The organism is Amycolatopsis sp. NPDC049868 (assembly GCF_044461365.1).
Classification (GTDB): Bacteria; Actinomycetota; Actinomycetes; order Mycobacteriales; family Pseudonocardiaceae; genus Amycolatopsis.
The window spans coordinates 199224-225169 of record NZ_JBITKV010000007.1; the positions used below are offsets into that span (position 1 = coordinate 199224).

The window sequence follows — 25946 nt, forward strand, 5'->3', positions numbered from 1 at the left end:
CTTTTCCCGTGCCCCGTGGCGCCGCCCGGTGGATCGCGAGGCGGAGTAGTTCCGGTTCGTCCGGACGACCACACACGCCACTCCTTCATGTGAACGGCCTGTTCTCCACCGTCACACAGGGAGCGCTTGACGCCGCCATCCGGATGACCCCGTCCGGGCGGCCGCAACCTGCGCGCGTGAAGATCCGCCGCTGGGAAAGTTTGACACGGAGTGACTGTTAGCGTGCGGAGAGAAGTCGTGATCTTGGATGTGGAGGCATACGATGAATCGACTTGTCGCCGCGGTGTTGAGCGCGGCATCCGTGGGAGCACTACTGATCGTGCCGAGTCCGCCCGCACTGGCGGCAGCGGGCAATGTGGTCGTCTTCTCGACCGAATTCCAGCGCGTGGACACCTACAGAAACCCCGAAGGCTGTAACAAACTTCCCATCGCCGCACACGTTCTGGTCAACCAGAGCTCTTCGGAAGTGGTCGTTCACGCGGATCCGTTCTGCGTGACACCGGGCCTTGTGGTCGGGCAAGGGTTCGGCTCCCATGTCGCAGCGGGCAGCGGCTCCTTCTCGGTCACCCGTTGACCGTTTCGTGCGGCGAAGAGACTGAGAAGGCTCACGTGTCTATCGACGTTGTCGTAGTGGGAGTCGGCTACGTCGGGCTGCCGTTGGCGGAAGCCGTTGGCGGGGCGGGGTTGTCGGTGATCGGATACGACACTTCGCCCCGGGTGGCGGCCGAGGTCGCCGCGGGCAGGCCACATGTGCCCGACGTGTCCGCGAGCCGGTTACGGGCCATGCGGGAGAACGGTTTCACGGTGACGACCGACCCCGATGTCCTCGGTGGCGCGGAGACGATCGTGCTGTGCGTGCCGACCGGGCTGACCACGGCGGGCGGGCCGGATCTGACCGCCGTGCGCCGCGCGGTGGAGACGGTCGCCGAGCGTTTGTCGCCGGGCATGATGGTGATCATCGAGTCGACGAGTTTTCCGGGCACCACCGATGAGATCGTCCGGCCGATCCTCGAAAAGCGTGGTCTGACAGCGGGAACCGACTTCTCGCTCGCTTATTCGCCTGAGCGGGTCGACCCCGGGAACAGACGGTTCGGCATCAGGAACACGCCGAAGGTGATCAGCGGGCACACCCCGTCCTGCGCGAAACGTTGTGCGGAGTTCTACGAGCGCTTCGTCGACACCGTGGTGATCGCGCGTGGCACCAGGGAAGCGGAGATGGCCAAGCTGCTGGAGAACACCTACCGCTACGTGAACATCGCGCTGGTCAACGAGATCGCGATCTTCTGCGACCGGATCGGCGTCGACGTGTGGGACGTGATGCACTGCGCGGCGACCAAACCGTTCGGCTTCACGCCGTTCGTGCCGGGGCCGGGAGTCGGCGGGCATTGCATCCCGGTCGATCCCAAATACCTGCTGGACAAGGCCGAGCGGGAAGGAGCCCTGCTCGGCGTGGTGCACGCCGCCCGGCTCGTGGACGACCGGATGCCGGAGCACGTGGTCGAACGCGTGACCCGGCTGCTCGCCGAACACGGAAAGCCGTTGCGAGGCGCGAAAGTGCTGCTGCTCGGTGTCTCGTACAAGGCGGACGTGCCGGACACCCGCGAGTCCGCCGCCATCCGGATCGCCCTTCGGCTGCGAGCGCTCGGAGCGGACCTGTCCTACCACGATCCGGTGGCGGAGGCCGTGCCCGAACTGGGGCCGCCGGTGGCCGATCTCGGCGCGACGCTCCGCACCGCGGATGTCGCCGTACTGCTGGTGGCGCATCGCGCCTACGACCACGGACTCCTGGCCTCGACGGCCAGGTTGCTGTTCGACGTGACGGGACAGGTTCCCGGAAAGGAGGTCGTCCGGCTCTGAACGTTCTGCCTGGTCGAGAGCAGGGCAGGCGCGTACCGCAATTCTTCCGAGCTTCCGCGAAAAGGAGAGTGCACGAATGACCACGGCGATCAAGAACGACAGGCTCAAGAAGCGTTTCGAGAAGTGGGACGTCAACGGCAACGGCAGGATCGAGAAGTCCGACTTCGAGGCCGAGGCCACGAGGATCATCGCTGCGTTCGGCGAGACTCCGACGTCACCACAGGCGCGAGCGGTGAAGGACTCGTTCGTGACGATGTTCGAGTTTCTGGCCGACCAGGCGGGCGTCGGCCCGAACGGCTCGTTGAACGAGCGGCAGTTCACCGAGGTGATCGAAGCGCAGATCTTCCAGGAAGGCGACGCGGGATTCTCCCGGGTGGTCCGCCCGACCATTTCGGCGATCGTCGGCCTGTGCGACACCGACGGCGATGGCGAGGTCGACCAGTCGGAGTTCGCCAAGTGGCTGCAAGCCATCGGGGTCGAAGCCTCGGCCGTGGCCCCGGCGTTCCGGGCCATCGATGTGAACGGCAACGGAAAGCTGACCGTCGACGAACTCGTGCACGCGGTGCGCGATTACCACCTCGGCAAGAGCGACGTGCCACTGCTGGGTAAGTGACCGCGCGGTGGTGAGTGGCTCGCCCGCGCCGGGGAGCCACTCACCACCGGCCCCGGAAGCAGACCTCCCGCTCCGGCTTCAAGCCGATCCCTTCACCGGTGACCGGCAGCGCGGTGTGGATGAGAATGTTGTAGTGGTTGGGGAAATGGCAGCCGTCGAAGCCGAGGACGGTGCCGACGAGTTCGCCGCCGATCCACACTTCGTCGCCTCTGTCGATCACGCCGGCCCGGGCGATCTCGGCGAATCCGAGGAAGCCGACGTGGTCGATGCGTGCGCCCGGCTCCGTGTCGTCGTGGCTGGTCGTCACGAGTTCGTGTACCTCGCCGGCGCGAACGCACCGGCTGGCGAACGGTTCGAGACTCATGCCCCGGTCGTCACGCTCATGTACCAGCACCTTCACCACCGTGCCGATGATCTCCCGCTTCGGCCCGTCTTCCCGCATCGTTCTCCCTCCGGTAACAATCGTCCACTATGGACAGCGCGGTCAGGCCGTTGTCATGCCAGGCCCCGCCCTTGCGCACGGCGTCCTCGAACTCGTGCAGCAACCCGTCGTACTCGTGCCACAGCGATTCCTTGAACCCCGGGTAGCCGCCGAGCAGGTCGGCGTACAGGATCGTGCCGTCCGCCAGCCGGACCTCGACGTCCTTGACCTCCCCGGGAAACGACCAGTCGAGTTCGACGACCGCGCCTTCGAGCACCAGCGTCGCCTGCTGGTCGATGCCGTCCGCGTCACGGCTGATCCGGGCGTCCCGCAGGGTCAGCGTGCCGAGGAACAACTGGACGAGGTCGAGGGCGTTCGGTCCGTTGTCCGCCACGCACCCGCCGCCGCATCGGGCCGCGTCGAGGTACCAGCGATCACCGCCGACGTGCTCTTCGATCCGCTCCAGGTAGCGCACCGTCAGGGAATCGATCGGTGGCCCGCCCGCGATCCGCTCGCGCAACGCGCGCACATTGCTGTTGTACCTCCGGTGGAAAGCCGTGAACAGAGCGACGTCCCGGCGCTCCGCCCGCTCCACGAGGTCTTCGCCGTCGAGGAGGCTCGTGGCGATCGGCTTCTCCACGCACACGGGCAGGCCCGCGTCCAGCACGTCCCGGCACACGGGGGCGTGCACGTCGTTCGGTGCCGTGACGATCACCGCGTCGAGCCCTCCGGCGGCGAGCATCTCCCGATGGTCGCGGTAGCCGGGCACAGTGCTTTTCGCAAGCTCCGCCGGATCGAGATCGCAGACCGCCGCGAGGTCGAAGGCCGGCGACCGGTCGACCGCGGAGAGGTAGAACCGCGAGATGACGCCGAGCCCCACGACACCGACCCGGATCACCTCGCCGTCCTCTCCGCCGCGGTGCGGAGTTCCCGGTAGACCGCGTCGGCCACGGGCACGCCGTGCGCGCGGCGGTGGGTCGCGCGCTCACCCTCGTACCAGCCGGGATAGACGACCGGGACCGCGGGATCGCGGGCGGGCCAGCCCCGCACCGCGGTGAAGAGCGCGGACGCGTCGACAGCGAATCCGCTGCGCAGGACGTCCGGAGCGATCGCGAGCGCCAGCACCCCGATGTCGTCGTCGCGGTTCCCGTCGGCGGAGGTCGCGCCGAGCATGGCGCCGGGCACCAGGGCACCGAGTACCTCGACGAGCAGGCCGAGCCCGAATCCCTTGTAGGCGCCGGTTTCGGGACCGCCACCCAGCCATTGCAGATGCGCTTCGCCCCGGTCGAACGCGGCGGGATCGGTCACCGGTGAACCGTCGTCGGCGGCGAGCCAGCCCGGCGGGATCTCCCTGCCTTCCCGTGCCGCGGCACGGATCCGGCCGGTCGGCACGACGGTGGTGCTCATGTCGAGGACGAACGGATGCGCGCCGCCGGCGGGGCAGGCCAGCGCGAGCGGGTTCGTGCCGAGCATCGCGGCCGTGCCGCCGGGCGGCGGGGCGATGCGCTGTCCGCCGCAGTTCGAAGCGACGAGGCCGATCATGCCGTGCGTGACGGCACGCGCGGCGTGGTGGCCGGCGCAGCCGATATGGGTCGCCCCGCGCAGCGAGACCATGCCGATGCCGTGTCGTGAAGCCCTGGCACACGCCAGTTCCATCGCCTGCGACGCCGACCACAACCCGAGTGTGCGACGGGCGTCGGCGAGGACGCACGCGCCGAGGTCGGTCTCGACGGCCATGTCCGCCTTCGGCTCGGCGCGTCCTTGATCGAGCAGAGGCAGGTACAGCCTGGTCAGGTTCACGAGGCCGTGCGAGGTCACCCCGGTCAGGTCACCGTGGCACAACGCGGTCGCGGCGATCGCCGCCCGGTCTTCGGGAACCCCTCGGTCCACGAAGATCCCGACGACCAGGGAAAGAAGAACGGGATAGGGCACCAGCACGGTCATGCTCCTCCGTCGCGGCCGAATCGCACGACGATCTCGCGGACGAGATCGCTGAACCGGTCGAGTTCTTCGACATCGGCGTATTCCCCGCGCGAGTGCGCGTTGTTCGCTCCCAGCGAACCGGGTCCGAGAACGGCCGTCTTGGTGCCGGGAACGCCGGCGAGCCACAGGGCGTCGCACGTGAACCCCGGCTCGTCGTCCGGCCAGCGGGGAACGACCGCGTCCAGCAGCGGGATGTCCTGCGCCGGTAGCGCCGGCAGGTCGCGTTTCAGCCAGCGCAGGCCGGTGATCCTCGCCGCGTCCGTCGCGGTGCGGGCGAAAGCCGGGGACCGCCGGAACCGGGCCTCGAACGCGGTGATGCCGGTCCTCAGTCCGTCCTCCAGTGCCGAGGCCATCTTCGCCGCCGCTTCCGGCGAGTCGTAGGAAATGTTGAGCAGAAGTTCGCCGCGGCCGTAGACCCTGTTGTGCATTCGCCCCGTGTACAGGCCCGCCACGCAGACCCGACCGTGCTCCGGCAGGTCGTCCGCCAGGTGCTGGGCGAGGAAACCGAGCAGGACCGTCGCGTTGTGCCCACGGTGCGGTTCGTCGTCGATGGCGTCGTCGCCGTCCACTCGCACGCACGCGGTCATCGACGCCGAGCACCGGGGGAGGTACCGCAGTCCGGTCGGCTCACAGAAGATGTTGAGCTCGCCGTGGAATCCCGCTTCGACGAGCGGCCGTGTCCCGAAGGTGCCCATCGCCCCGCCCTCTTCGCCGGAGACTGCCTGGATGAGGACACCGACGTTCCGGCCGACCGACGGCTCCGCCGCCAGTGCGGCCCGGACACCGGCCAGCAGGGCCACGGCGGGCCCCTTGGCGTCGATCGCGCCGCGGCCGACGAACCTGGTCCCGTCGAAACCGGCCGGTTCGAACGGGGCGACCGTGTCGAGGTGCACGTTGAACATGACGGCGGGAGCGGCGGGGCCGATCCGCAGCACGAGGCTCGGCTGGCAGGTGAGGAATCCGGGCCCGGCCTCGCGGAGCAGGTGGGGAACACCCGGACGGTCCAGCACCGACGGGTCCGGGGCGGCGAACCGCAGGACGTCGAAACCGATGTCGGTGGCGGCGTCGGCGTAGGTGCGCATCGCGTCCCACAGGCGGACTTCGCCCGCCGTCTCGAGCGGCCCGGCCGTCGGGAGGTCGAGCAGCTTCATCAGCAGGCTCCGATCCCCGGGGATCACCGGAGCAGTCCGGCCATCGCCCTGCCCGCGGCGACGAACGCGGCCGCCGCGCCGTCCGCCAGTACCCCTTGTTCGTGCGGTGCGATCGCGAGATGCGGTTCCAGCGACCAGGCTCCCTGGTATCCGTTGGCTCGCAAGAGTTTCACGCAGTCGGCGACCCGCGCGGCGCCTTGGCCGGGAAGCGTGAATCCACGTTCGTCGGCGTCCTTGACGTGTACGTGTTCGACGTGGCCGACGATGTCGGCGAGCAGATCGAACCCGTCGTAGCCGTGGGCGACCCCGTTGCCGGTGTCGAACAACAGCTTCAGCGCCGGGCTCGCGACCTCGTCCAGCAGGTCGAGCATGCGCTCGGCCTTCGTGCCCGCCCAGCCCGAGCAGTTCTCGTGAAGCAGCGTCACCCCCTGGCGCGCGGCCCGTTCGGCGAGAACGGTGATCCTCTCGATGGCCAGCGCGCGCCAGGAGGGATCACTCAGCCCGTCATGGGGATAGGACATGATTCTCAGGTAGCCGGTGCCGATCGCCCGAGCCCGTCGGGCGAGCACGTCGAGCTCGCTGAGATCGAGCCGGAAATCGGTGCCTGCCGGGCGAGCCCAGCTGCCGATCCGGGACGCCAGGCAGACCACGCGCACACCGCTGTCCGCCAAGGCGGTCGCGACGGCGTCGAACCGTTCGTCGGTGAGGTCGGCGACGGCTTCCCTGTCGACCGTGCGCAGTTCGATCGCCTTCCAGCCCAGTGCGTCGAGCACCGAGAGCTGGCCACCGATGTCGTACGCCGCCTCGTCCGTGATGCCGGCGAGCACCGGGTCATCCGGCATGGGTCGCCACCGCGTCCGGCTCCGGGCTGGTGACCGGTTCCGCGCAGATGTTCTTGGCCACCGACAGCAGCCGCACCACCTCGGTGGCGAAGGTGAACCCCTGGGTCTGTTCCCCGTCCAGCTGGAGCTTCCGGTAGGCCTCGAACATCCATTCCGTCATGGCGTCGTCCCGCAGCACGACATGCTCGGACCGGCCGTTCGAACGCAGCGTCAACTGCGAGTGATGGTCGTCGCCGCTCACCGCGAAGTGCCCGACCGCGCTGCCCTGCTCGAACTCGACGGTGACCCGCCGCTCGCGTACCGGGGAGGTGAGGTCCGAGCGGATCTCCGTGTGGACACCCGAGTTGTGCCGGAGGCCGACGACGGCCCCGCCCATCCGCGGGCCGATGTTGCCCTCGACCTCGAGATCGGTTCCGGACGCGTGGGTGACCCGTGCGGCGCCCGCGAGCCGCAGCGCGAGCGCGACCCCGTGCGGCAGTTCGACGTCGAAGGCGGTCGGGTGGCCGGGCCGGACGAGCGACCGGCGGAATCTCGGCTTGTTCTGCACGATGTCGATCGACTTGGCGGCGCCGAACCGGCCACCGCGGATGAGTTCGACCAGCCGCGCCGTGAGGCTGCTGGCGAGCCAGGGTTCGACGACCTCGATATGCAGTTTGTGCTTGCGGCGCAGGCGGACGATCCGGGCGAGGTCGTCGATGTCGGTCGTGAGGGGCTTCTCCACGATCATTTTGCGGAAGCCGAGGGCGGCGAGATCGGAGAGCACCGCCAGACGCTGGGTTGGTGGCGTGCAGACGTGCACGATCGTGTCGGCGGGACGGAGACCGTCGGCCGCGGCGTGGAGGGTCGGCTCGACCACGAGACCTGGCCGGGACGTGACGGTCTCCCTCGGTTCGCAAGCCACCACGGGATGGTCGTCGAAGAGCCGCGGGTTCCGTTCACGGAGTTTGGCCAAGACGGGGAGATGCAGACCCGCGCCGGCCCGGCCGAGTCCCACGACGAATGAACGCACTGGTGAGCCCGCTCCTCGAGTTTCGCAATGAAGAAATCCAATTCGAAACTGACATCGCCAAGATCGACTGTCAACAGTTCGGCCCCGGGTTGACCAGGAAGTGCGAACCTGCCGGGCGAGCGGATTGCCTGTCCTACGCTCGGAAATGCTTCCTACACCACCGGAGGTGGGTACACTGTCGGTGTCTTTCTTCAATCAAACGGCCACATTCGAGCGAACGTGGACCGGCACCAGGCGACATATTCTCGACGTGATCGAAAATGGCAAGTATTCGCATGGTGCCAAGGTGGCCGAACTCGAGTCCGAGCTGGCCTCGTACACCGGCGCGAGATTCGTCGTCGGGGTGAACAGCGGAACGGACGCGCTCGTCCTGCTGCTGAGGGCGGCGGGGCTGGAATCCGGCGGGGAGGTGATCGTCCCCGCCTTCTCGTTCGGGGCGACGGCGACCTCGGTCGTGCTCGCGGGCGGCACGCCGGTCTTCGCCGACATCGAGCCGGACGGGTACGGCATCGACCCCGCCGCGGTGGCGGACGCCGCCGGGGAGCGCACCCGGTTCGTCATGCCGACGCATCTGTTCTCCCGGCTCGCGGACATCGACGGTGTTCTCCGCGTCGCGCGGCGCCTCGGCCTCACGGTGGTCGAGGACAGCGCGGAGGCCATCGGCATGCGTCACCGCGGCACGCACGCCGGCCTGTTCGGCGCGGGCGGTGTGCTGTCGTTCTTCCCGACGAAGACACTGGGCGCGCTCGGTGACGCCGGCGCCGTGCTCACCGACGACGCCCGGATCGCCGCGACCGCCGACGCGCTCCGTCACCACGGCCGCTTCGGCGCCACGATCGCGAACTTCCCCGCGATCTCGACGGCGACCGGCCTGCCCGGCGTGAACAGCAAGATGGACGACATCCAGGCCGCCGTCCTCCTCTCGAAGCTCACCAGGCTCGACAGCGACATCGCCCGGCGCGCGGAACTGGCGTCCCGGTACGGCGAAGGGCTCGCGGGAGTGGACGGCGTGCGCGAACTGCCGGTGATCAGGCCGGACAGCGTGTTCTACGTCTACGTGGTCGAGGTCGACGCGAGGGACGACCTGGCGGCCCATCTGTCGGCGATGGGTGTGGAGACCGAGATCTACTATCCGGCACCGCTTCACCTGCAGCCCTGCTTCGACGGCCTCGGCTATCGGAAGGGTGATTTCCCGAACGCCGAGAGCGCCTGCCGTCACACTCTCGCGCTGCCGCTGTATCCGGACATGCCCGCCGGGGACTGCGACCGGGTCTGCGACGCGATCCGCGCGTTCTACCACGGGCGGCGAGGATGACCCTGCCGTTCTTCCCGACGGATCTCTTCGACGACGACCGTGCCGAACTGCTGGACATCGTCGAGCGGGTCGGCCTCGCGCCGGAACAGAAATTCATCCTCGGCGAGCGCACGGCCCGCTTCGAAACGGCCATCCGTGACTCGGTCGGCGCCGCGGACGCGGTCGCTTGCGGCAGCGGAACCTCGGCACTGACGCTGGTACTGCGCGCGATGGACGTCGGTGCCGGGGACGAGGTGATCGTGCCCGCCTTCGGATGCGCTCCGCTCGCGGCCGCGCCCGCCCTGCTCGGCGCGACGCCGGTGTTCGCCGACATCGACCCGTGGACCATGGTCGCCGATCCCGCCGCGGTCGCCCGGCTGGTCACCCCGCGCACCAAGGTGATCATGCCGGCGCACATGTTCTCGGTCATGGCGGACATGCCGGAGTTGCGCCGGATCGCCACCGGTGCGGGTGTGCGGTTGCTGGAGGATTCCGCGGTCGCCCAGGGCGGGATGCTCGCGGGCACGCCCGCCGGGATGTGGGGCGACGCCGGTGTCTACTCGTTCGTGCAGGTCAAGACGTTCGGGATGCCGGGTGAGGGAGGAATGGTCGTCACCCGTGACGCCGGACTCGGCTCGGCGGTGCGGATGCTGCGCAACCACGGCCAGGACGGCAAGTCCAGGTTCGTCTATCACCGCATCGGTTACAACAGCCGGTTCGACGAGATCATGGCGGAGTTCCAGCTGTACCGGCTCCCGACGTTGCCTCGACGGCTCGAACGCCGGGCACGGATCGGCGAGTACTACACCGGACGGTTCGCCGAACTGGCGGGCTGCGGTGTGCTCGCGCCGCCTCCGGCAGGTGATGGGCGGTGCTACTACGTCTATTCACTCCTCTGCGAGCGCAGGGACGAACTCCGTGATCATCTCGCGGCGCGAGGTATCGGCTCGCACGTCTACTACCCGGCGCCGTTGCCGAGGCAACCCGCGTTCGCTCCTTACACCCGGCCGGACGATACGTGGCCCGCGGCGGAGCTGGCCGCGCGGCGGACGCTGGCCATCCCGATCTACCCGCAGTTGACCGACGGGCAGGTGGAACGCATCGCGGACGCGGTGTGCCGATTCGCGAAGGAGCCGTGATGCAGCAGGTTACCCACACCCCCGCGCCGAGCGAGGTCGCCGACGAGTGGCGCAAACGCGCGGAGCGGGCCGGGCTGACCCGGGTCATGCGCGCCTCCCAGCCCGCCGAACTCGCGGCCGCGACGACCGCCCGCACGATCCGGCTCGTCACGACATACCTGGAATCGCTCGGCGAGGTGGGATCCGCGCTGGAGATCGGGTGCGGGATGGGCAGGCTCACTCCGTCGATCGCGGCGCACGCACGTGCGCTGACGGCGATCGACATGACCCCGCGGATGCTCGCGCTGGCCAGGGAGAACTGCGCGCATCTGTCCACAGTGGACTTCGTGCGCACGACCGTCCAACGGCTTCCCTGGAAGGACAAGCGATTCGACGTCGCCGTCTGCGTGTGGGTGCTGATGCACGTCCTGGACGACGACGAGATCGCCGACGCGTGCGGGGCGATCGCCGCGGCGGCACGGCATCTCGTCCTGGTCGAGTACGAGGAAGCGGAAATCCCGGTCGGCCGGTTCTCGAGATTGCGGACCGTGGAGGAGTACCTGGCCCTGCTGCCCGGCGCTCGACTGCTCGAACGACGTGAGCTGGATTATGGCGGCGACCGGTCGTTCGCCGCGTTGATCGCCTTGGACGATCTGCGATGACCACCCTCGCCGTCACTCGTGGCAAGGCGTACTTCAGGCTCGCGAAGCTCGACATCGTCGACTACTACCTCGGCGTGGTCGTGGTGTGGACGTTGCTGGCGCCGGTGTCGAGGTTCGATCCGGGGGTCTTGGCGACCGTCGGGGTCTTCCTGCTCGGCGAGGTGTTCGTGATCGCGGCGATGGTCGCGCTGGACGATCTCACGGGTTACCGGGACGGCAGTGACATCACGAACTACTCGCCGGACGACGCGCGGCGCAAGCGATACCGGAAGCCGCTGGTGGCGGGAACGCTGAACGAGGACCAGGTGCTGCGGTTCGCCTGGGTGACCGGTGTCGTCGGTGCGGCACTGTGGCTCACGGCCATCGCGATCGCGCCGCACAGTCCTTTATGGACTGTCGTGCTGATCGTCGTCACGTATTTCTTCTCGTTGCAGTACTCCTGGGGAGTGAAGCTCAGCTATCATGGTTTCCAGGAGTTCTTCATCGCGGCGCTCGGCTGGGCGCTGGTCCTCGCGCCGTACGGCCTCGCGACCGGCGAGTTCACCGGGTTCGCGCTCGCACAGGCACTGCTCTTCGGCCTGGGGCCGCTGCTGTTCGGCGTCTACTCCAACACCAACGACGTCGACGGTGATCGCCGGGTCGGCAGGCCGACGGTGGCCGCCTTGACTTCGCCGCGGGGCAACATGTTCTTCGTGATCGGCGTGTCGGCGGCCGAACTCGCGCTGATCCTCGCCGTACCCGCACTCGGTGGCCCGTGGTGGTTCCCCCTCGCGCTGTCACCCACGATCGTGTCGCGCGGATGGCAGGTGTGGCTCGGTTTCGCGGTGGGGGACATCCTGCGGGCGCGAATGCTCGGCATCAGGATCCACCGGCTCACCGTGCTGACGCTCGTCCTGGTGAACCTGGTGGTGATCACGTGACCGATGTCGACGTGGCGGTGGTGGGCGCGGGCGTCGCCGGGCTCACCACGGCGTACGAGCTGGGCAAGGCGGGGCGTGAAGCGCGGGTTTTCGAAGCGGCCGACGTGGTCGGCGGCCGGATGACGACCCTGCGCGAGGACGGCTACCTGATCGACACCTGCGCCGAGCAGATGGCCGGGCGGGGCTACGAGGAGACCTGGCGGCTGCTGGCGGAACTGGGCGTCGGTCCCGCCGCGGCGCCCCCGATCGGACGTGGCATCGCGATGTGGCGCGGCAGGGCCAGGCCAGGTGTCGCGCAGACGCGCGGGTTGGTCACCGGAGCCGGATTGTCCCTCCGGGCGCGGCTGGACGCGGCACGGCTGATCAGGGGCACGTTCGACACCGAACGACCGGAGGATTCGAGGCTGGGCGGGGCCACCGTCGCGGAGTTCGCCGCACCGCATCACCCGGATCTGATGGACTATCTGTTGCAGCCGGTCGTCTCCGGCTTCTTCGGCTGGGATCCGGCTCGTTCCGCCGCGGCGCCCCTGCTGGCGCTGCTCACGGCGGTGGGTCCACCGCCGACGTGGCGGGCGTATCGCGACGGGATGGACACCTTCGCCCGCGCCCTCGCCGCGAAAACGGAGGTCAGCACGGGGTTCTCCGTCGATCAGGTCGTCGACGACGGTTCCTCGGCGCGCGTTCTCGGGGGCACGCGGGAGATCAGCGCCCGAGCGGTCGTGCTGGCCGTCCCCGCTCCGATGGCGGCCCGGCTCCACCCTCGGCACGGTTCGGCCTTTCTCCGCGAGTGTTCGTTCACGCCGGTGGTCAAGGCGCATCTGCTTCTCGATCGCCCGCTCGGTGGACCCGACTACGCCCTGGTGGTGCCGACCGCCGAGAACGGCACGGTGTCCACGGTCATCTTCGACCATTTGAAACATCCCGGCCGCGCGCCGGAGGGCCGCGGCCTGGTGACGCTCATGGCCCATCCGGACGTGGTGCCGGAGCTGCTGGACGCCGCCGACGAGGACGTGGCGAGCCGGTTGACCGGCGCCGCCGAACCGCTCGTTCCCGGCCTGCGGTCGGCGACCCGCCGTGCGATCGTCCGGCGGGTACGCCACGCGTCGCCCGAGGCGACACCTCGGGCCCTGGCCTTGCGCGCCGGGTTCGAGGCGGGCCTCGGTCGTGGCGTCGTCGACTACGCGGGTGATTGGGTGTTCCTGAGCCCGTGCAGCGAGGCGGCCGTCCGCTCCGGTCTGCGGGCGGCGCGACGGCTGGCCGGCCGCGCCGTGCAGCCGGTGGGCGAGGGCGGTGCTCGATGAGGCCGCACGACATGGGCACGTTGTTCGACGAGTGCGCGGGCGCCCGGACGTGGGTGTACCTCGACCGGCCGTTCGACATCGCTCCGGAGCGCGGGACGGCTTACCCGGTCGCCGAGCTCGCCAGGCTGGTGCGGGACGCCGCGGGGTGGTTGTCCGAATCCGGGGTGGGGCCGGGGGACCGGGTGGCCATCGTCAAACGCGGTCACTGGGACTACGACCTGCTCGCCTGCGCCGCGGTACGGATCGGGGCCGTTCCGGCGAAGCTGTCCGGTCTGCTGCCGGACGACACCGTGAATCTCCTGCTCGACCGGCTCGGCCCGGCGGTACTGGTCACCGACCGGCCTTCCCTGCGAGCGGAGCGGATCCTGCGCGTCGAGGACTTCGCCGCCGCGCCGCCGCCCGCGGTGCACCGGAGGCACGCCGACGAACCGCTGGTCATCTGCCACACCTCGGGGACGACCGGGACACCGAAGCTGGTCGTCCACACGACACGGACGATCATCGACCGGCTGGCGCGCCCGGAAGCGGTCCGCTGGCCCGTCCTCGGTATCCGGCGCGACGACGTGCTGGCCAACGCCAGCGCGTACGCGCACGGCCGGACCTTCTGCTGGACGGCGTCGGCGTTGTGCCTCGCGCCGCGGGAGATCGTGATACTGAGCGATTCCTCCTCGGCCCCGTCGATGTTCGGGCGTCACCGGCCGACCGTCATCGAAGCCCTCCCTTCGGCGTTCGTGCGCTGGCGGCCACTCGCGAACTCGCCGGAGAACCCGTTCCTCCGGGTACGGAGGTTCGTCAGCACCTACGACGCCGTGCACCCACCGGTGATCAGGACGATGCTCCACGCCAGCGGCCGGAAGTGTCCACTGTGGATGCAGGGCTGGGGCCAATCGGAGACGGGGCCGCTCTCGTTCCGGTTCTTCACGAGACGGACCGCGCACACCACCCGCGATCTCGGCAGGCCGTTGCCGGGGCTCGCCCGGCTGCGAGCCGTCGACCCGGAGACGGCGGAACCGGTGCCGCGCGGCACCGCCGGATTGTTGCTGGCCCGCACGCGCGCGCGATGCGTGGCGTACGTGGGTGAACAGGACCGATGGGAGGCCAAGGTGTACGGGCGGTGGTGGAACACCGGTGATCTCGGCGTGGTGGATCGCGGTGGCGCGGTGACGCTGCTCGATCGTGAGGTCGACACCGTGCCCGGGATGAGCTGCCTCGCGGTGGAGGACGCGATCGAAGACCGCCTCCCGTCCATCGCCGAATGCGTGGTGCTGTCCGCGGCCGGGCGCGCGCCGATCCCGGTCGTCGTGACCGATACCGGGCTGGACGCGGCGAAGTGGCGGAAGGCGGTGCTCGATCTGCCACCGCTCGGGGAGCCCGTGGTGCTCTCGTGGGACGAAGTCCCGAGAACCGGGACGGGGAAGGTGCGGCGGATGGAACTGCTGGCGCGGCTGACCGGCACGGCCGAAACGAACGGTTCGGGAAGGTGGACGTGAGCACGGCCTACGCGTTCGACAACGACAGCGGGCACGCCGTCGAGCAGCATCGTTGCCTCTCCGCGGCGTACGACCCGGTCACCTTCGCGCGGCTGGCGGGGACCGGCGTCGGGGCGGGCTGGTCCTGTCTGGAGGTCGGTGCGGGTGGCAGCGGTGTGGCACAGTGGCTCGCCGCCAGGGTGGCGCCGACCGGCACGGTGCTGGCGACCGACATCAAACCCGGCCATATCGCACCCGCCCCCGGGTTGACCGTCCTTCGGCACGACGTCGTCCACGATCCCTTGCCTCAGGCCGGGTTCGACCTCGTCCACACCCGGTTGGTGTTGCAGCATCTGCCGGAGCGGGAGGCCGTACTCCGTAAGCTGGTTCGCGCGCTGAAGCCAGGCGGGTGGATGCAGATCGACGAGTTCGACATCTCCTACGGCCCGGTCCTACTCGCACCCGACGTGAGGGCCGCGAGTCTTTACGAGGCTTTCCTTGCGGCCAAGGAAAAGGCGTTCTCCATGGTGGGCGGGGACGGCACATGGGGCCGCCGCGCCGCCGCGTCCATGGTCGCCGCGGGTCTGGTCGACGTCGATCCGGTGCCTGCGGTCTTCCCGTGGCGGGCCGGTTCGCCCGGTCTGGAGTTGCTGATCCACCACACGTATCACCTGCGGGACCGGTTGATCGCCGCGGGGATGACCGACGGCGAACTCGCCGAAGTACGTACGGTCATGAGGGATCCGGGGTTCCGGGCGTCGTCGTGTGTCGTGTACTCCGTGCGGGGCAGGCGTCCCGGATGATCACCGCGCTGGACACCGTGACGGTGGCCGGGCCGGTCGACCTGCCGCTGGGCGGCGAGCTCGACGTCCAGGCCGCCTGCGGGATCATGCATGTACACGGCCGGCGCTTCGGCGAGCCGACCCGGCTCGGTCTCGACTACGCGTCCATCCTCGCGGCCGAGCTCTCCGCGCTGGGCGCCGTCTCGCTGAAGCTCGCGCGTGGCCGGGGCATCCCGCTGCGCGGTGTGTCCACTTCGATGGCGCAGGCGGCATTGCTGGCGATCTCCCAGTATCTCGCGGCGGCGACGACCGAAGACGAGCATCAGGAGCCGTTCGTCCCCGGCGGGCCGCCCTTCCGCGCGGCCGACGGTGTCCCGTTCGAGATCGAGACACTCGAACCGGCGGTCTGGCAACGGTTCTGGACGACGCTCGGAGTCGGTCCGCGAGTGATTTCGAGTGGCTGGCATCCGTTCATGCACCGGTTCGCGACCGCGACCTGCCCACTGCCGCCGCAGCTGACGGCGGCTCTGGCCGCGCGACCGATCGGAGAGCTGGAGCAGGTCGCCCTCCTGACGGGCATGACGCTGGTGCGGACGGCCGGGCGGCCCGGCGACCGGGCTCCCGCGTTCGTCGTGAGCGGGGAGGGCCGCGGGTACCGTCCGGTCCGGGCGGTGGAGCCGCTTCCGTTGTCCGGCTTGGTCGTACTCGAATCCTGCCGCCGGGTCCAGGGCCCGCTCGCGGGTCACCTGTTACGCCTTCTCGGCGCCACGGTGCTGAGGATCGAGCCGCCGGGCGGTGATCCGCTGCGGTGGGTTCCGCCGATCGCCGGCCACACCTCGGCCAGGTTCCGCGCGCTCAATGACGGCAAGGAGGTCGTCGAAATCGACCTGGGCACACCGGACGGCAGACGGCATCTGCTCGAACTCGCCGCCGGGGCCGACGTGTTCCTGCACAACTGGGCGCCGGGAAAGGCCGAGCAGTGGTCGTTGAGCGCACTCGATCTCGCGCGCGCCCGGCCGGGGATCCTGTACGCGCACGCGTCGGGGTGGGGCACGGAACTGGGGCCGGAACCACCGGTGGGCACGGATTTCGTCGTACAGGCCTACGCGGGGGTCCCGCCGTCGCTGATGACGATCGTCGACGTGTTCGGCGGAGTCGTCTGCGCGCACGGGATCGTGACGGGCCTGGCGCAGGGCGCCACGCGGGCCGCCTCGTCACTCCTGTCCGCCGCGTACCAGCTCAACGCGGGTGCCCGCCACCGATGCGACCGCCCCTTGTCGGTACCGGTGTGCGACGACCTCGCGGCACTCGCCGCGGATCCGCGGTTTTCCCGCGCACTCGTCCGGGCCGACTGCGCGCTTGTCGCGTCGCCGTGGGAATTCACGTCATGATCTGGGTGTCGGAGACCGGGGTGGTCCTGCGCGACCTCGTGCCGGCCGGGGTACGCCGCGAATGGGTCCGGCGTGGACACTGCCCGGACCGCGATCTGTATTCGCTGTTCCGTGACCGGGTGCGCGGGCATCCGCTTCGCGCGGCCGTGATCGACGAAGAGGGCGCGCTCGACTACACGATGCTGGACGTCGCGGTGCGGGGGATGGCCGTCCGGCTGGCGGCGGCCGGATGCGGTTCGGCGGATATCGTCGGAGTGCGGGAACCCGACGGGCGGGACGCGGTGGTCGCCGAACTGGCGATCCTCGCGCTCGGTGCCGTGGTCTTGCCCCTGCCACGCGGGGCGGACGGCCTCGTCGAACGCGCCGGCGTCCGGTTCGTCATCGAGAACGGAACAGTGTCGGGTTCGTCGAAGCAGGGACGCGTCGCTCACGTCCGTCCCCACCCGGACGCTCCGGCCCGGATCCTGGTGTCGTCCGGTTCGGAATCGGAACCGAAAATGGTCGCCTACTCGCACAACGCCTTCGCCGGTGGCCGGGCCAACTACCTCCGTGCCGTCCACGGCGGGACCGCGGTACCGCGGGACCTGGTCCTCGTCTCACTGAACTCGGGGTTCGGCTCGTTCGGTGTCGCGGTGACACTCTGCCGTCTCGGCGGCACGCTGGTCTTGACCCGCCGGTTCGACGCGGGCGCGGCCCTCCGGCTGATCGCCGAGCACCGCCCGACCCACGTGTTCGGTGTGCCCGCGATGTGGCGGCGCATGGTCGAGCACCCCGCGGCCGCGGACACCGCCGGGCTCGTGGCCATCGTGTCGAGCGGCGACACTTTGCCCCCTTCGACGCGTGCCGCCTGCCGACGGCGGTTCGGCGTGGAGATGATCGACATCTACGGCTCCTCGGACGGGGTCAACTGCCATACGACGATGCCGGAAAACGGTGTCGGCGTCCCGGATCCCGCGGTCTGCGAAGTACGTATCGTCGACGGCGAGATCTGCGCGCGAGGCCCCATGACACCGTTGTGCTACGTGGGCGCGCCCGAGCTGGACGCGGCGTATCGGCTCGACGGGGGCTGGGTGCGGACGGGGGACGACGGCCGGTTCGACGACCAGGGCAGGCTCCACGTCACCGGCAGGCGTAAACGGGTCGTGATCCGCGGCGGGTACACCATCAGCCCGGCCGAGGTGGAGCTCGCGCTGGCTGACCATCCCGCGATCAGCGAGGTCGCCTGCGTCCCGGTACCGGACATCGTTCTGGGCGAACGGCTCTGCGCCTGCGTGTCCGTCCGGAATGGACACTCAGTGAGTTTGCCCGAGCTCAAGGCGTTCCTTGCCGCGAAGGGCCTCGCCGTCGCCAAGATGCCGGAATTCCTGATCGCGCTTCCCGAACTTCCGCTGGGGCGTACCGGGAAGGTCTGCCATCGCACGCTGACCGAGATCGCGGCGAGGCGATCGGCGGAGCCGGTATCGGTGAGTGGGGAGGATTCGGGACGTTGAACGTCCCCAATCCTCCCCACTCGACCGTGCAGGTGCGCGCCCTTCAGCCCGCCACCGGCACCGAAACAATGGTGCGGTGGATCCAGTCGGCGTAGGCGGGCACGCTGGTGTAGAGACCGGGGCCGTTGGCGCAGGGCACGTCGTCGTCGCCGGGGCCGGAGGTGACGCCGATCAGTTCCCATCGGCCGCCCCAACCGCGCTTGACCTGCGGTCCACCGGAGTCGCCCATGCACGCCATCGCGCCGCGCTTGCGGCTCACCGTGCACAGCCGGGTCGAATCCGCGTAACCAGGCGAGCATTCGGACTCGGCACCGAGACGGGTGTCGAGTTGCTGGAGCCGTTCGGGGAACACCGCTTTGGCGATGTCGGCGGTGTCGACAGTGGTCCCGAAGCCCAGCAAGCGGGTCGGCGTGCCGGGGCGGCCGGGACGGTCGGCGATCCGGATCGGCTCTTCGTTGACCGGGCGGTTCAGGCGTACCAGCGCGATGTCGTTCTTGTTCGGCGCGCCCGGCTGGTAACCCGGGTGGCGGACCCAGCGGTCGATCGTGCGGACGGTGCCGCCGGACGTCCGCCGTTCGCTGCCGACGCGCACGGTTCCCTCCGGCCTGGCCGGGTTGTTTTCCGGGTCGACGCAGTGTGCCGCGGTCACCACCCACTGTGGATGCACCAGCACGGCCCCGCAGACGCCCTTGGCGTTGTTCAGCTCGGGCACGACCTCCGGGATCGAGGCCATGAATTCGTAGCGCTCGGTGGAGTTCTTGCCGTTCACCACGGCGCCGGCACTGCCGGGCACCGCGATCGCGCAGCACACTCCCGCCAGCGTGACCGCGGCGGCACGGACCAGGTTGCGGCGTAGGGTCGCCACCTTCGACATGCTTTTCCTTTGTTCGAGGACTTCGGATCGATCAAGTCCAGCCTTGTCGTCCACCGTGCCCATGACCATCGGGTAAGCCCCCCGAACCGCGGTGGCGCTCGCACCACCTGCGGACCGGAGCCGGTGCTAGCTTCTTGGCTGTGAGCCTTGATGGCGTCGAGCAGCGTCCGTCCGATTCTCCGTACGTGGAGCGGATTTACCGTGCCGGTCCGACTGCCGTGGGGCCGGCGCGGATGCGGTCCATCGCGAACTCCAACTGGGAGCTCGTGGTGTGGCGCGACCGGGGCGAGACGCAGGTGGCGGTGCGCGGCCCTGAAACGGGTCCCACGGTGCTGGACCTGGGCCCGGGTGAGGGCGAAACGATCGGGATCATCTTCCGGCACGGTGCGTTCCTGGCGCCGATGCCGGTGCCGGAACTGGTCGACACCGCGGTGTCGAGCCCGCACACCACGGCTCGTTCGTTCGTCCTGCAGGGTGAGGAGTGGGAAACACCGGCCTACGACAACGCCGACGTCTTCGTGGACCGCCTGGTTCGCGCCGGATTGCTGATCCGCGATCCGCTGGTCACCGATGTGCTCCGCGGCGAAGTGCCCACTTTGGTCACACCGCGGTCGGTGCAGCGGCGGGTGGCCGCGGCGACCGGGCTGACCCAGGGCGCGATCCGGCAGATCGAGCGGGCCAGGCAGGCCGTGATGCTGCTGGGGCAGGGGATGGCGGCGATCGAGGTCGCGCAGCGGGCCGGGTATCACGACCAGCCGCATCTGGCCCGCTCGCTGACGCGGTTCACCGGACGCACGGCCACCCAGCTCAGGCGGACCGGCGACGACGAGGTGTTGTCGCTTCTGTACAAGACCGAGGTCGCGGTGCGCCCCTAGGTTCATGGTGACGCCGGGAACACCCGGCACACCGAACACTGGAGGACCTGTCATGGCAATCGCACAGATCTACGTCAACCTGCCGGTCACCGACCTGGAGGCGAGCACGAAGATGTACACGGCGATGGGCGGAACGGTGAATCCGGATTTCAGCGGTGACACCTCCGTCCAGGTGGTGCTCGCCGACACGATCCTGGTGCAGCTGATGACGCGCGAAACGTTCGCGTCGTTCACCAAGCGGTCCATGACGGACGGTCCGATCGAGGTGATCAACGCGCTGGCCGCCGGGTCGCGTGAAGAGGTGGACCGGCTGGTCGACGCGGCGCTGGCCGCGGGTGCCACCGAGCCACGCGCGGCCCAGGACATGGGCTGGCTGTACAACCGGGCCATCGACGACCCGGACGGCCACAGCTGGGAGCTGCTGGCCTACGACCCGGCCGCCATGGGCGACGGCCAGGAGTGACCTCGGAGCTTCACCGATCAGAAATCCTCCGCCACGTCGTCGATTCCGGTGGCTCACTCGCACCGGTGGAAGGATTGACGACCATGACCGAAGCTGGACCGCAGGGCGCGGACGAGGCGGCGTTCATCGCGGTGGTTCGTTCAGGCGATCCGGCGCGGTTCGCGCTCATCACGGAGCGCCACCGGCGTGAGCTGCAGGTGCACTGCTACCGGATGCTCGCGAACTACGAGGACGCCCAGGACATGACGCAGGAGACGTTCCTGCGGGCGTGGCACAAGCGGGAGTCGTTCAAGGGCCACGCCGCGCTGCGGACCTGGCTGTACCGGATCGCGACGAACGCCTGCCTCGACTTCCTGGAGAAACGCAAGGACCGCACTCCCGTACCGTCCGGGCTGCCGGACGACGGCTCCGAGGTGCTGTACCTGCAGCCGTACCCCGACCGGATGCTCCCCGAGGACCCGCAGGAATCGGTGGTGGCGCGGGAGACGATCGAGCTGGCGTTCATCGTCGCGGTCCAGCACCTGCCGCCCCGGCAGCGGGCGGTGTTCATCCTGCGCGACGTCCTCGGCTGGCCGGCGTCGAAGGCGGCCGACGCCCTTGAGCTGACCGTCGCGTCGGTGACGAGCGCGCTGCAGCGGGCGCGGGTGACGATGCGCGGACGGCTGCCCGGCCGCCGTCTCGACTGGCGGAGCGCGGAGCTGTCGAAGGACGAGCGCGGCGTGGTGAAGTCGTATATCGAGGCCCATGAGCGCAACGACCTCGACGGGCTGACGTCCCTGCTGCGCGACGATCTGCGCTTCGTGATGCTGCCCGAGGCGGGCACCATGACCACGACGGCCAAGGACGCGGTGGACGGCTGGGTCTCCGGTGGGCTCTTCCAGCGAGGCCACGACGACTGGCGCGGTATCGCCACGACGGTCAACCGCATGCCCGCCGCCGTGCTGTACCTGCGCACTCCCGAAGACCCGGAGTACCGGCTGTTCGCCATCGCGGTCCTGCACGTCGTCGACGGGAAGATCGCCGAACTCACCGGATTCGACGCCACCGGCAAGCCATGGCTGGATCTTCCCCCGGCACTTTGAGCACCGGGGGAAGGTTCCCTCACCGCCTCGTCTCGTACCGGGTCAGCACCACGCCGCCGGGAAACGTCCGGGTCTCCGCCAGGGTCAGGTTCACCCAGTTGCCCAGCGTGGTGAAGAACGGCGTGCCGCCGCCCACCAAGACCGGCATGGTGACCAGCACGTACTCGTCGATCAGCCCGGCCCGCATGGCCGCCCCGGCGAGTGTCGCGCCGCCGATGTCCATCGGGCCGGTGTCCCCGGCCTTGAGCCGGGTGATCTCGGTGACCGCGTCGCCGGTGACCAGGCGGGTGTTCCAGTCGACCGTGCCGGTCGCCGAGGAGAACACCACCTTCGGCATGTCCCGCCAGCGGCGGGCGTACTCGATCGCCGCCGGGGTGGCGCCGGGCTGCCGGTCGGCGGTCGGCCAGTGGGAACTCATCGTCTCCCACAGCTTGCGCCCGTACAGCGCCAGGCCCGTCGCGGCCACCCGGTCCGACCACCACTGGAACAGCTCGTCGCCCGGTGACGAGTCCGGTCCGTCACCCGCACTCCAGCCGAGGTCGTCGCCGGGCGCGGCGATGTAGCCGTCCAGGGTCACGTTCATGGCAAAGGTCAGTTTCCGCACGTCAGCCTCCGGTGAGTCGATCTCACCCATACAGACGGGTGCGGCGCGGAAAACTGATCGGTCCGGTCGCGCTGAGGTACATGAAGGCCCCCTTCCTGTACATAGGCGCAAGGATGGGGGCCTTCATGTACTTGGCCTGCCGTTAAAGGACGGCCGGGCTCGCGACCCGCTCACGGACCTCGTCGGCCTCCGGCACTCCCATCTCGGTGTACGCGGCGTACGCGGTCTGCCAGTGTTTCCGCGCGGCGACCGGATCACCGGCGGCGAACAGTGCGTCGGCGAGTCCGCTTTGGGCTCTGGCCAGTTCGTAGCGGCTGTCCGCCGCGTTCGCCGAGTCGATCGCCTGCCGCAGGCAGCGCACGGCTTCGGCCGCCCGTCCGGCGGCGAGCAGGGTGGCCGCCAGGTCGCTGCTCGCGGCCAGCGCTCCTTCCCGGCTGCCGATCTCTTTGGCCAGATCGATGGCCTGCCGGTGATGCGCCAACGCCTCGTCGAGCCGCCCCGCGGCGACGAGCAGGACACCGAGATGGTTGAGCACCTTGCCCTCGTCGGCGCGGTTGTGCGTCTGCCTCGCCACGTCGAGCGCCTGTTCGTAGCAGGCCCAGGCGTCGGTGTCGTTTCCCATTCGCCAGAACGTGGTGCCGAGACCGTCGAGCGTCCGGCATTCACAGAGGTGATCACCGCTCGCCCTGGTCGCGTCAAGGGCCTGGGACAGATGATCGACCGCGGCGGAATGATTTCCCAGTCGCATCTCGGCGACGCCGATATTGCACAACTGCCGTGCCCGGAACGACTCGTTGTTCCTCGCGACGGCGAATTCCAGAGCCCGCCGGAAACAGGGCAACGCGGCGCGATAATCACCGAGACCGGCCAGCAACAGGCCTACGTTCCCCGACAGGTTGAGGACATAATCGGATTCACCGGCGGCGTCGAACTCCTTGATCGCGTCCTGCAGGACGGCGAGTGAGTCGGCCGCGTTCCCCCGTTGCCAATGGGTCATGGCCAGCCCGTTCAGCACGTGCCCTCGGGTGACACCGGACGCGACCCGGACGGCGTTGCCGAACAGGGCGAGTGCGTCACTCACGTGCACGCGGGCCTCGAAATAGCTCGTCATCACGCACGCGAGCCGCGTCACGTGCTCGTTGCGCCCCTCGCCCAGCGCCCAGCCGGACGCGACGACGAGGTTGACCCGCTCGGCGTCCAGCCACGCCATCGCCTCGTCCGCCCCGTCGAACACGAGAGCCCGCGCGGCGGGTGTGGGCAGGTCCTCCCACCGCTCCGCCTCATGCGGATAACAGGTGACGAGCGCGGTGCGGGTGGTGGCCAGCTGGAAGTCGAGCAGCCTGCCCACCGCGGCCCGGCGCACCCTGGCTTGGACGCTCTCCCGGACGCGTTTCTCGGCGAATACCCGGACCAGGTCGTGCAGTTCGAACCGGGACGCGCGCGCGGTGACCATGTTGGCCGCCACCAGGTCGCCGAGTTGACGGCGGACGACGCCGACCTCGACGCCGGCCAGCGCCGCCGCCGCGTGGTCGTCGAAATCGCGTCCTGGATACATGGCGAGCAAGCCGAGCAGGACCCGGTCCGGTTCGGCCAGCTCGTCGTACGACGTGCGCAACGCGACTTCGACCCCGTCGTCCAGCCGCAGCATGGTCCGCAGGTCGGCGAGGCGGTCCCGGTGGTCGGCCATCGTCCACTCGTCCGAGGCGGCCAGCCTCCGGGTCACCAGTGCGAGGGCCAGCGGCAACCGGCCGACCAGTTCGATGATGTCGGCCGCTTCGCCCCGCTCGGCGTCGACGCGTTCATCGCCGATCCCGTCGCGGAGCAGCTCGACCGACTCTTCCGGCGTGAACACGTCGAGCGCCACGTGCCGGGCATCGGTCAACTCGACAAGGCGGCGCCTGCTGGTGACCAGCACCAGGCAGGTCGGAAGGGCGGGCAGCAACGGCAGCACCTGGTCGACCGACGCCGCGTTGTCCAGCAGGATCAGCGCGCGCCGTCCGTCCAGCAGCCGCCGGAACAGCGCGCTGCGGTCGGCGAGGGTGAGGCAGCCGATCTCGCTACCGGACGCCCCGAGCCGGCGCAGAAAGCCTTCGAGCACCGCGGCCGGGTCGGCGGCGGGGAGATCCGCGTCGAAACCGCGCAGATTCACCACCAGCCGCACGTCGGCGAACCGGTCCCGCTCGGCCAGCAGCCGCGCGACCTCGCTGGCGAACCGGGTCTTGCCGATCCCGGCCATACCGGAGATCGCCCACACACCGGCGTCGTCCGGCTCGGCTTGCAGCACGCGGCGCAGTTGCGTCTGCCTGCCGACGAACCTGCCGACCCCGGAGGGCAGGTGATCGGCCACGCTGATCACGGCCGCCTCGGTGGCGTCTCCGGTGATCACGCGGTGCGCCTGCCGCCATTCCGCCGCGACGTCCATACCGAGCAGCACGGCCGCGATGTCGACGACCAGTTCGACGTCCAGCCGCTTTCGCCCTGGCAGCAGGCACCGGTACACGGTGTTGTAGACGGGCAGGTCGGCCGTCCCCCTGGCGGTACGCAAGCGCCGCACCCGCCGGTGCAGTTCCCGGTGGGACAACCCCGCCCACGCCAACGCCTGCCTCAGCCGCTGCGAGAGCTCGTCGTACGACCGGGCTCCGACCGGACTCGGCGGCTGTTCCTCCGTCACGGGAACCCCCTGGACACGCGAACTCACCAGGACCGGATCCTGTCCATCTGGTGACTCGCTGACCAGATGCCGATCGAGTCTAGTCGAGATCCACGAGGAGCGGGGCCGTATGAGCGTATTCAGGGGCTGACCGGCCGGGCCTCGGCTCCTTGCCCGGCGGAGTGGCGAATTCACCACTCCGCCGGGACTCTTTTCGCTCAGGGTGGGTCAGCCGGCCTTCTGGTTGATTCCCGCGTAGCGAAGCTCCCCAGCAGCGGCGCAAGCCTTGTAGGAGTGATGTCCGGGCCTGACCCACGTCGTGGGCTCGACGAAGACCCACGTTCCCTGGCCGGGGTTGTAGCAGGCCGCGACGGCGCGGTAGTACCCGCCACCGCCGCTGCAGTAGGCGTGGGCCATTCCGTACTCGACGTTGTAGCGGCAGCCGGATGGCCAGCTCGCGGCGCTCGCGGTGCCCGGCAGGGCCACGAGGGTCATGGCACTGGCCGCCAGCGTTCCGGCGACCATGGTGAAGAGTTTTCTCATGGTGAAATGGCTCCTTGGCTCAGTCTCACGAGTCGGATGCTGTCAGGCCCGGGTGGTGATCCCCGGGTAGAGAATGCGTTCCGCGCCTTGGCAATACGCGGTCGACCGTTGTCCTGAGTAGTAGCGCCACGGGCCGTACTGGTAGACCGTGCGGTTGAGTTCGTCATCACGGCACACCGCGACGGCGCGCCAGGACCCCCCGTTCGCCTTCGAGCAGTATGCCTCGGCCTGGTTGGCCCATTGTTTGTAAGTGCACCCCGATGGAAACGCGGTAACGCTCGCATTCGCGACGCCTGCCGAAGCCGTGATCGACAGTGTGGCGCCCAAAACGAGAATGGCGGACGTTATTGCCCGCTTTGGTGGAGAAATGCGCACTGGAAACCTCCATGTGCTGTTGATTTGCCGTCGAACAATTTCGCGGCCACGGCCGAGAGTATTCGCAAACCATGGCACCGCATAGTTGTCTTATCGGCGGTGTTGATCGAAGTTGATCGGAATACTCGGTCGGTTCCCGGCGCCCCCGGGCCGGCCGCCGTCGTCTCGGTGACCGGC

25 protein-coding genes are annotated in these 25946 nt (G+C 69.3%); 15 read left to right on the forward strand and 10 right to left on the reverse strand.

The window, feature by feature from the left end; all coding sequences use genetic code 11:
• Positions 1-262: 262 nt before the first annotated feature.
• From ACIBTM_RS27990 to ACIBTM_RS28000, 3 genes are all read left to right on the forward strand, one after another.
• Complete coding sequence (locus ACIBTM_RS27990) at positions 263-574, forward strand: hypothetical protein (protein WP_395880122.1); 312 nt, start codon at positions 263-265, stop codon at positions 572-574.
• 35 nt (positions 575-609) lie between these two features.
• Positions 610-1857 (forward strand): nucleotide sugar dehydrogenase, encoded by a 1248-nt coding sequence (locus ACIBTM_RS27995; protein WP_395880123.1) that lies wholly within the window; start codon positions 610-612, stop codon positions 1855-1857.
• A 76-nt stretch (positions 1858-1933) separates the two neighbouring features.
• Positions 1934-2470, forward strand: coding sequence for an EF-hand domain-containing protein (locus tag ACIBTM_RS28000; RefSeq protein WP_395880124.1), 537 nt, complete (start codon positions 1934-1936; stop codon positions 2468-2470).
• A 40-nt stretch (positions 2471-2510) separates the two neighbouring features.
• Here the strand turns inward: ACIBTM_RS28000 and ACIBTM_RS28005 are convergent, their stop codons facing one another.
• From ACIBTM_RS28005 to ACIBTM_RS28030, 6 genes are read right to left on the reverse strand one after another with little or no spacing between them, the layout of a single operon-like run.
• The gene (locus ACIBTM_RS28005; RefSeq protein ID WP_395880125.1) at positions 2511-2912 is read right to left on the reverse strand and encodes a DUF6917 domain-containing protein; all 402 of its coding nucleotides are present in this window, start codon (positions 2910-2912) and stop codon (positions 2511-2513) included.
• Positions 2851-3789 (reverse strand): Gfo/Idh/MocA family protein, encoded by a 939-nt coding sequence (locus ACIBTM_RS28010; RefSeq protein WP_395880126.1) that lies wholly within the window; start codon positions 3787-3789, stop codon positions 2851-2853. Before ACIBTM_RS28010 ends, ACIBTM_RS28005 begins: the two co-directional genes overlap by 62 nt.
• On the reverse strand, positions 3786-4835 hold the full coding sequence (locus ACIBTM_RS28015; protein WP_395880127.1) for an Ldh family oxidoreductase: 1050 nt from the start codon (positions 4833-4835) through the stop codon (positions 3786-3788). The genes ACIBTM_RS28010 and ACIBTM_RS28015 overlap by 4 nt, the downstream gene beginning before the upstream one ends.
• A complete protein-coding gene (locus ACIBTM_RS28020; RefSeq protein WP_395880128.1) occupies positions 4832-6025 on the reverse strand; it encodes a M20/M25/M40 family metallo-hydrolase in 1194 nt (397 codons plus the stop codon). The genes ACIBTM_RS28015 and ACIBTM_RS28020 overlap by 4 nt, the downstream gene beginning before the upstream one ends.
• Before the next feature lie 23 nt (positions 6026-6048).
• Positions 6049-6867 (reverse strand): sugar phosphate isomerase/epimerase family protein, encoded by an 819-nt coding sequence (locus ACIBTM_RS28025; RefSeq protein WP_395880129.1) that lies wholly within the window; start codon positions 6865-6867, stop codon positions 6049-6051.
• Positions 6857-7876 (reverse strand): oxidoreductase, encoded by a 1020-nt coding sequence (locus tag ACIBTM_RS28030; RefSeq protein ID WP_395880130.1) that lies wholly within the window; start codon positions 7874-7876, stop codon positions 6857-6859. Before ACIBTM_RS28030 ends, ACIBTM_RS28025 begins: the two co-directional genes overlap by 11 nt.
• A gap of 145 nt (positions 7877-8021) precedes the next feature.
• Here ACIBTM_RS28030 and ACIBTM_RS28035 point away from each other — a divergent pair, with 145 nt between their 5' ends.
• The 9 genes from ACIBTM_RS28035 to ACIBTM_RS28075 are packed head-to-tail and all read left to right on the forward strand — an operon-like array spanning position 8022 to position 18303.
• Positions 8022-9191 carry a DegT/DnrJ/EryC1/StrS family aminotransferase gene (locus ACIBTM_RS28035; RefSeq protein ID WP_395880131.1) on the forward strand — a complete coding sequence of 390 codons (1170 nt, stop codon included), beginning with the start codon at positions 8022-8024 and terminating at the stop codon, positions 9189-9191.
• Positions 9188-10309 carry a DegT/DnrJ/EryC1/StrS family aminotransferase gene (locus ACIBTM_RS28040; RefSeq protein WP_395880132.1) on the forward strand — a complete coding sequence of 374 codons (1122 nt, stop codon included), beginning with the start codon at positions 9188-9190 and terminating at the stop codon, positions 10307-10309. Before ACIBTM_RS28035 ends, ACIBTM_RS28040 begins: the two co-directional genes overlap by 4 nt.
• Entirely contained in the window at positions 10309-10950 is a 642-nt protein-coding gene (locus ACIBTM_RS28045; RefSeq protein WP_395880133.1) for a class I SAM-dependent methyltransferase, read from the forward strand. The genes ACIBTM_RS28040 and ACIBTM_RS28045 overlap by 1 nt, the downstream gene beginning before the upstream one ends.
• Entirely contained in the window at positions 10947-11870 is a 924-nt protein-coding gene (locus tag ACIBTM_RS28050) for a UbiA family prenyltransferase (protein WP_395880134.1), read from the forward strand. Before ACIBTM_RS28045 ends, ACIBTM_RS28050 begins: the two co-directional genes overlap by 4 nt.
• Positions 11867-13171, forward strand: coding sequence for a protoporphyrinogen/coproporphyrinogen oxidase (locus ACIBTM_RS28055; protein ID WP_395880135.1), 1305 nt, complete (start codon positions 11867-11869; stop codon positions 13169-13171). The genes ACIBTM_RS28050 and ACIBTM_RS28055 overlap by 4 nt, the downstream gene beginning before the upstream one ends.
• Positions 13168-14661: a class I adenylate-forming enzyme family protein gene (locus ACIBTM_RS28060; protein WP_395880136.1), complete on the forward strand. Its 1494-nt coding sequence runs from the start codon at positions 13168-13170 to the stop codon at positions 14659-14661. Before ACIBTM_RS28055 ends, ACIBTM_RS28060 begins: the two co-directional genes overlap by 4 nt.
• Positions 14652-15443 carry a class I SAM-dependent methyltransferase gene (locus ACIBTM_RS28065; protein ID WP_395880137.1) on the forward strand — a complete coding sequence of 264 codons (792 nt, stop codon included), beginning with the start codon at positions 14652-14654 and terminating at the stop codon, positions 15441-15443. Before ACIBTM_RS28060 ends, ACIBTM_RS28065 begins: the two co-directional genes overlap by 10 nt.
• On the forward strand, positions 15440-16813 hold the full coding sequence (locus ACIBTM_RS28070; protein ID WP_395880138.1) for a CoA transferase: 1374 nt from the start codon (positions 15440-15442) through the stop codon (positions 16811-16813). Before ACIBTM_RS28065 ends, ACIBTM_RS28070 begins: the two co-directional genes overlap by 4 nt.
• Positions 16810-18303: a class I adenylate-forming enzyme family protein gene (locus tag ACIBTM_RS28075; protein WP_395880139.1), complete on the forward strand. Its 1494-nt coding sequence runs from the start codon at positions 16810-16812 to the stop codon at positions 18301-18303. Before ACIBTM_RS28070 ends, ACIBTM_RS28075 begins: the two co-directional genes overlap by 4 nt.
• Before the next feature lie 43 nt (positions 18304-18346).
• On the opposite strand, the gene ACIBTM_RS28080 is transcribed toward ACIBTM_RS28075, so the two are convergent.
• Positions 18347-19177 (reverse strand): S1 family peptidase, encoded by an 831-nt coding sequence (locus tag ACIBTM_RS28080; protein WP_395880140.1) that lies wholly within the window; start codon positions 19175-19177, stop codon positions 18347-18349.
• A gap of 233 nt (positions 19178-19410) precedes the next feature.
• On the opposite strand from ACIBTM_RS28080, the gene ACIBTM_RS28085 reads away from it, so the two are divergent.
• The 3 genes from ACIBTM_RS28085 to ACIBTM_RS28095 all read left to right on the forward strand — a co-directional run bounded on the left by ACIBTM_RS28085 (position 19411) and on the right by ACIBTM_RS28095 (position 21597).
• Entirely contained in the window at positions 19411-20052 is a 642-nt protein-coding gene (locus ACIBTM_RS28085; protein ID WP_395880141.1) for a helix-turn-helix domain-containing protein, read from the forward strand.
• A 52-nt stretch (positions 20053-20104) separates the two neighbouring features.
• Positions 20105-20515, forward strand: coding sequence for a VOC family protein (locus ACIBTM_RS28090; RefSeq protein ID WP_395880142.1), 411 nt, complete (start codon positions 20105-20107; stop codon positions 20513-20515).
• A gap of 83 nt (positions 20516-20598) precedes the next feature.
• Positions 20599-21597 carry an RNA polymerase subunit sigma-70 gene (locus ACIBTM_RS28095; RefSeq protein ID WP_395880143.1) on the forward strand — a complete coding sequence of 333 codons (999 nt, stop codon included), beginning with the start codon at positions 20599-20601 and terminating at the stop codon, positions 21595-21597.
• 19 nt (positions 21598-21616) lie between these two features.
• Here the strand turns inward: ACIBTM_RS28095 and ACIBTM_RS28100 are convergent, their stop codons facing one another.
• The 3 genes from ACIBTM_RS28100 to ACIBTM_RS28110 all read right to left on the reverse strand — a co-directional run bounded on the left by ACIBTM_RS28100 (position 21617) and on the right by ACIBTM_RS28110 (position 25394).
• Positions 21617-22201: a dihydrofolate reductase family protein gene (locus ACIBTM_RS28100; RefSeq protein ID WP_395880144.1), complete on the reverse strand. Its 585-nt coding sequence runs from the start codon at positions 22199-22201 to the stop codon at positions 21617-21619.
• Between the two features lie 142 nt (positions 22202-22343).
• Entirely contained in the window at positions 22344-24872 is a 2529-nt protein-coding gene (locus ACIBTM_RS28105; protein WP_395880145.1) for a tetratricopeptide repeat protein, read from the reverse strand.
• 207 nt (positions 24873-25079) lie between these two features.
• A complete protein-coding gene (locus tag ACIBTM_RS28110; protein WP_395880146.1) occupies positions 25080-25394 on the reverse strand; it encodes a hypothetical protein in 315 nt (104 codons plus the stop codon).
• Positions 25395-25946: the final 552 nt, after the last annotated feature.

What these genes read in the sequence shown, in the direction of transcription:
- ACIBTM_RS28080 (WP_395880140.1), bottom strand. Translation starts at nt 19,177, where the DNA reads ATGTCGAAGGTGGCGACCCTACGCCGCAACCTGGTCCGTGCCGCCGCG.
- ACIBTM_RS28090 (WP_395880142.1), top strand. Translation starts at nt 20,105, where the DNA reads ATGGCAATCGCACAGATCTACGTCAACCTGCCGGTCACCGACCTGGAG.
- ACIBTM_RS27990 (WP_395880122.1), top strand. Translation starts at nt 263, where the DNA reads ATGAATCGACTTGTCGCCGCGGTGTTGAGCGCGGCATCCGTGGGAGCA.
- ACIBTM_RS28000 (WP_395880124.1), top strand. Translation starts at nt 1,934, where the DNA reads ATGACCACGGCGATCAAGAACGACAGGCTCAAGAAGCGTTTCGAGAAG.
- ACIBTM_RS28040 (WP_395880132.1), top strand. Translation starts at nt 9,188, where the DNA reads ATGACCCTGCCGTTCTTCCCGACGGATCTCTTCGACGACGACCGTGCC.
- ACIBTM_RS28035 (WP_395880131.1), top strand. Translation starts at nt 8,022, where the DNA reads ATGCTTCCTACACCACCGGAGGTGGGTACACTGTCGGTGTCTTTCTTC.
- ACIBTM_RS28060 (WP_395880136.1), top strand. Translation starts at nt 13,168, where the DNA reads ATGAGGCCGCACGACATGGGCACGTTGTTCGACGAGTGCGCGGGCGCC.
- ACIBTM_RS28005 (WP_395880125.1), bottom strand. Translation starts at nt 2,912, where the DNA reads ATGCGGGAAGACGGGCCGAAGCGGGAGATCATCGGCACGGTGGTGAAG.
- ACIBTM_RS28075 (WP_395880139.1), top strand. Translation starts at nt 16,810, where the DNA reads ATGATCTGGGTGTCGGAGACCGGGGTGGTCCTGCGCGACCTCGTGCCG.
- ACIBTM_RS28020 (WP_395880128.1), bottom strand. Translation starts at nt 6,025, where the DNA reads ATGAAGCTGCTCGACCTCCCGACGGCCGGGCCGCTCGAGACGGCGGGC.
- ACIBTM_RS28045 (WP_395880133.1), top strand. Translation starts at nt 10,309, where the DNA reads ATGCAGCAGGTTACCCACACCCCCGCGCCGAGCGAGGTCGCCGACGAG.
- ACIBTM_RS28015 (WP_395880127.1), bottom strand. Translation starts at nt 4,835, where the DNA reads ATGACCGTGCTGGTGCCCTATCCCGTTCTTCTTTCCCTGGTCGTCGGG.
- ACIBTM_RS28070 (WP_395880138.1), top strand. Translation starts at nt 15,440, where the DNA reads ATGATCACCGCGCTGGACACCGTGACGGTGGCCGGGCCGGTCGACCTG.
- ACIBTM_RS28050 (WP_395880134.1), top strand. Translation starts at nt 10,947, where the DNA reads ATGACCACCCTCGCCGTCACTCGTGGCAAGGCGTACTTCAGGCTCGCG.
- ACIBTM_RS28110 (WP_395880146.1), bottom strand. Translation starts at nt 25,394, where the DNA reads ATGAGAAAACTCTTCACCATGGTCGCCGGAACGCTGGCGGCCAGTGCC.
- ACIBTM_RS28095 (WP_395880143.1), top strand. Translation starts at nt 20,599, where the DNA reads ATGACCGAAGCTGGACCGCAGGGCGCGGACGAGGCGGCGTTCATCGCG.
- ACIBTM_RS28085 (WP_395880141.1), top strand. Translation starts at nt 19,411, where the DNA reads ATGCGGTCCATCGCGAACTCCAACTGGGAGCTCGTGGTGTGGCGCGAC.
- ACIBTM_RS28025 (WP_395880129.1), bottom strand. Translation starts at nt 6,867, where the DNA reads ATGCCGGATGACCCGGTGCTCGCCGGCATCACGGACGAGGCGGCGTAC.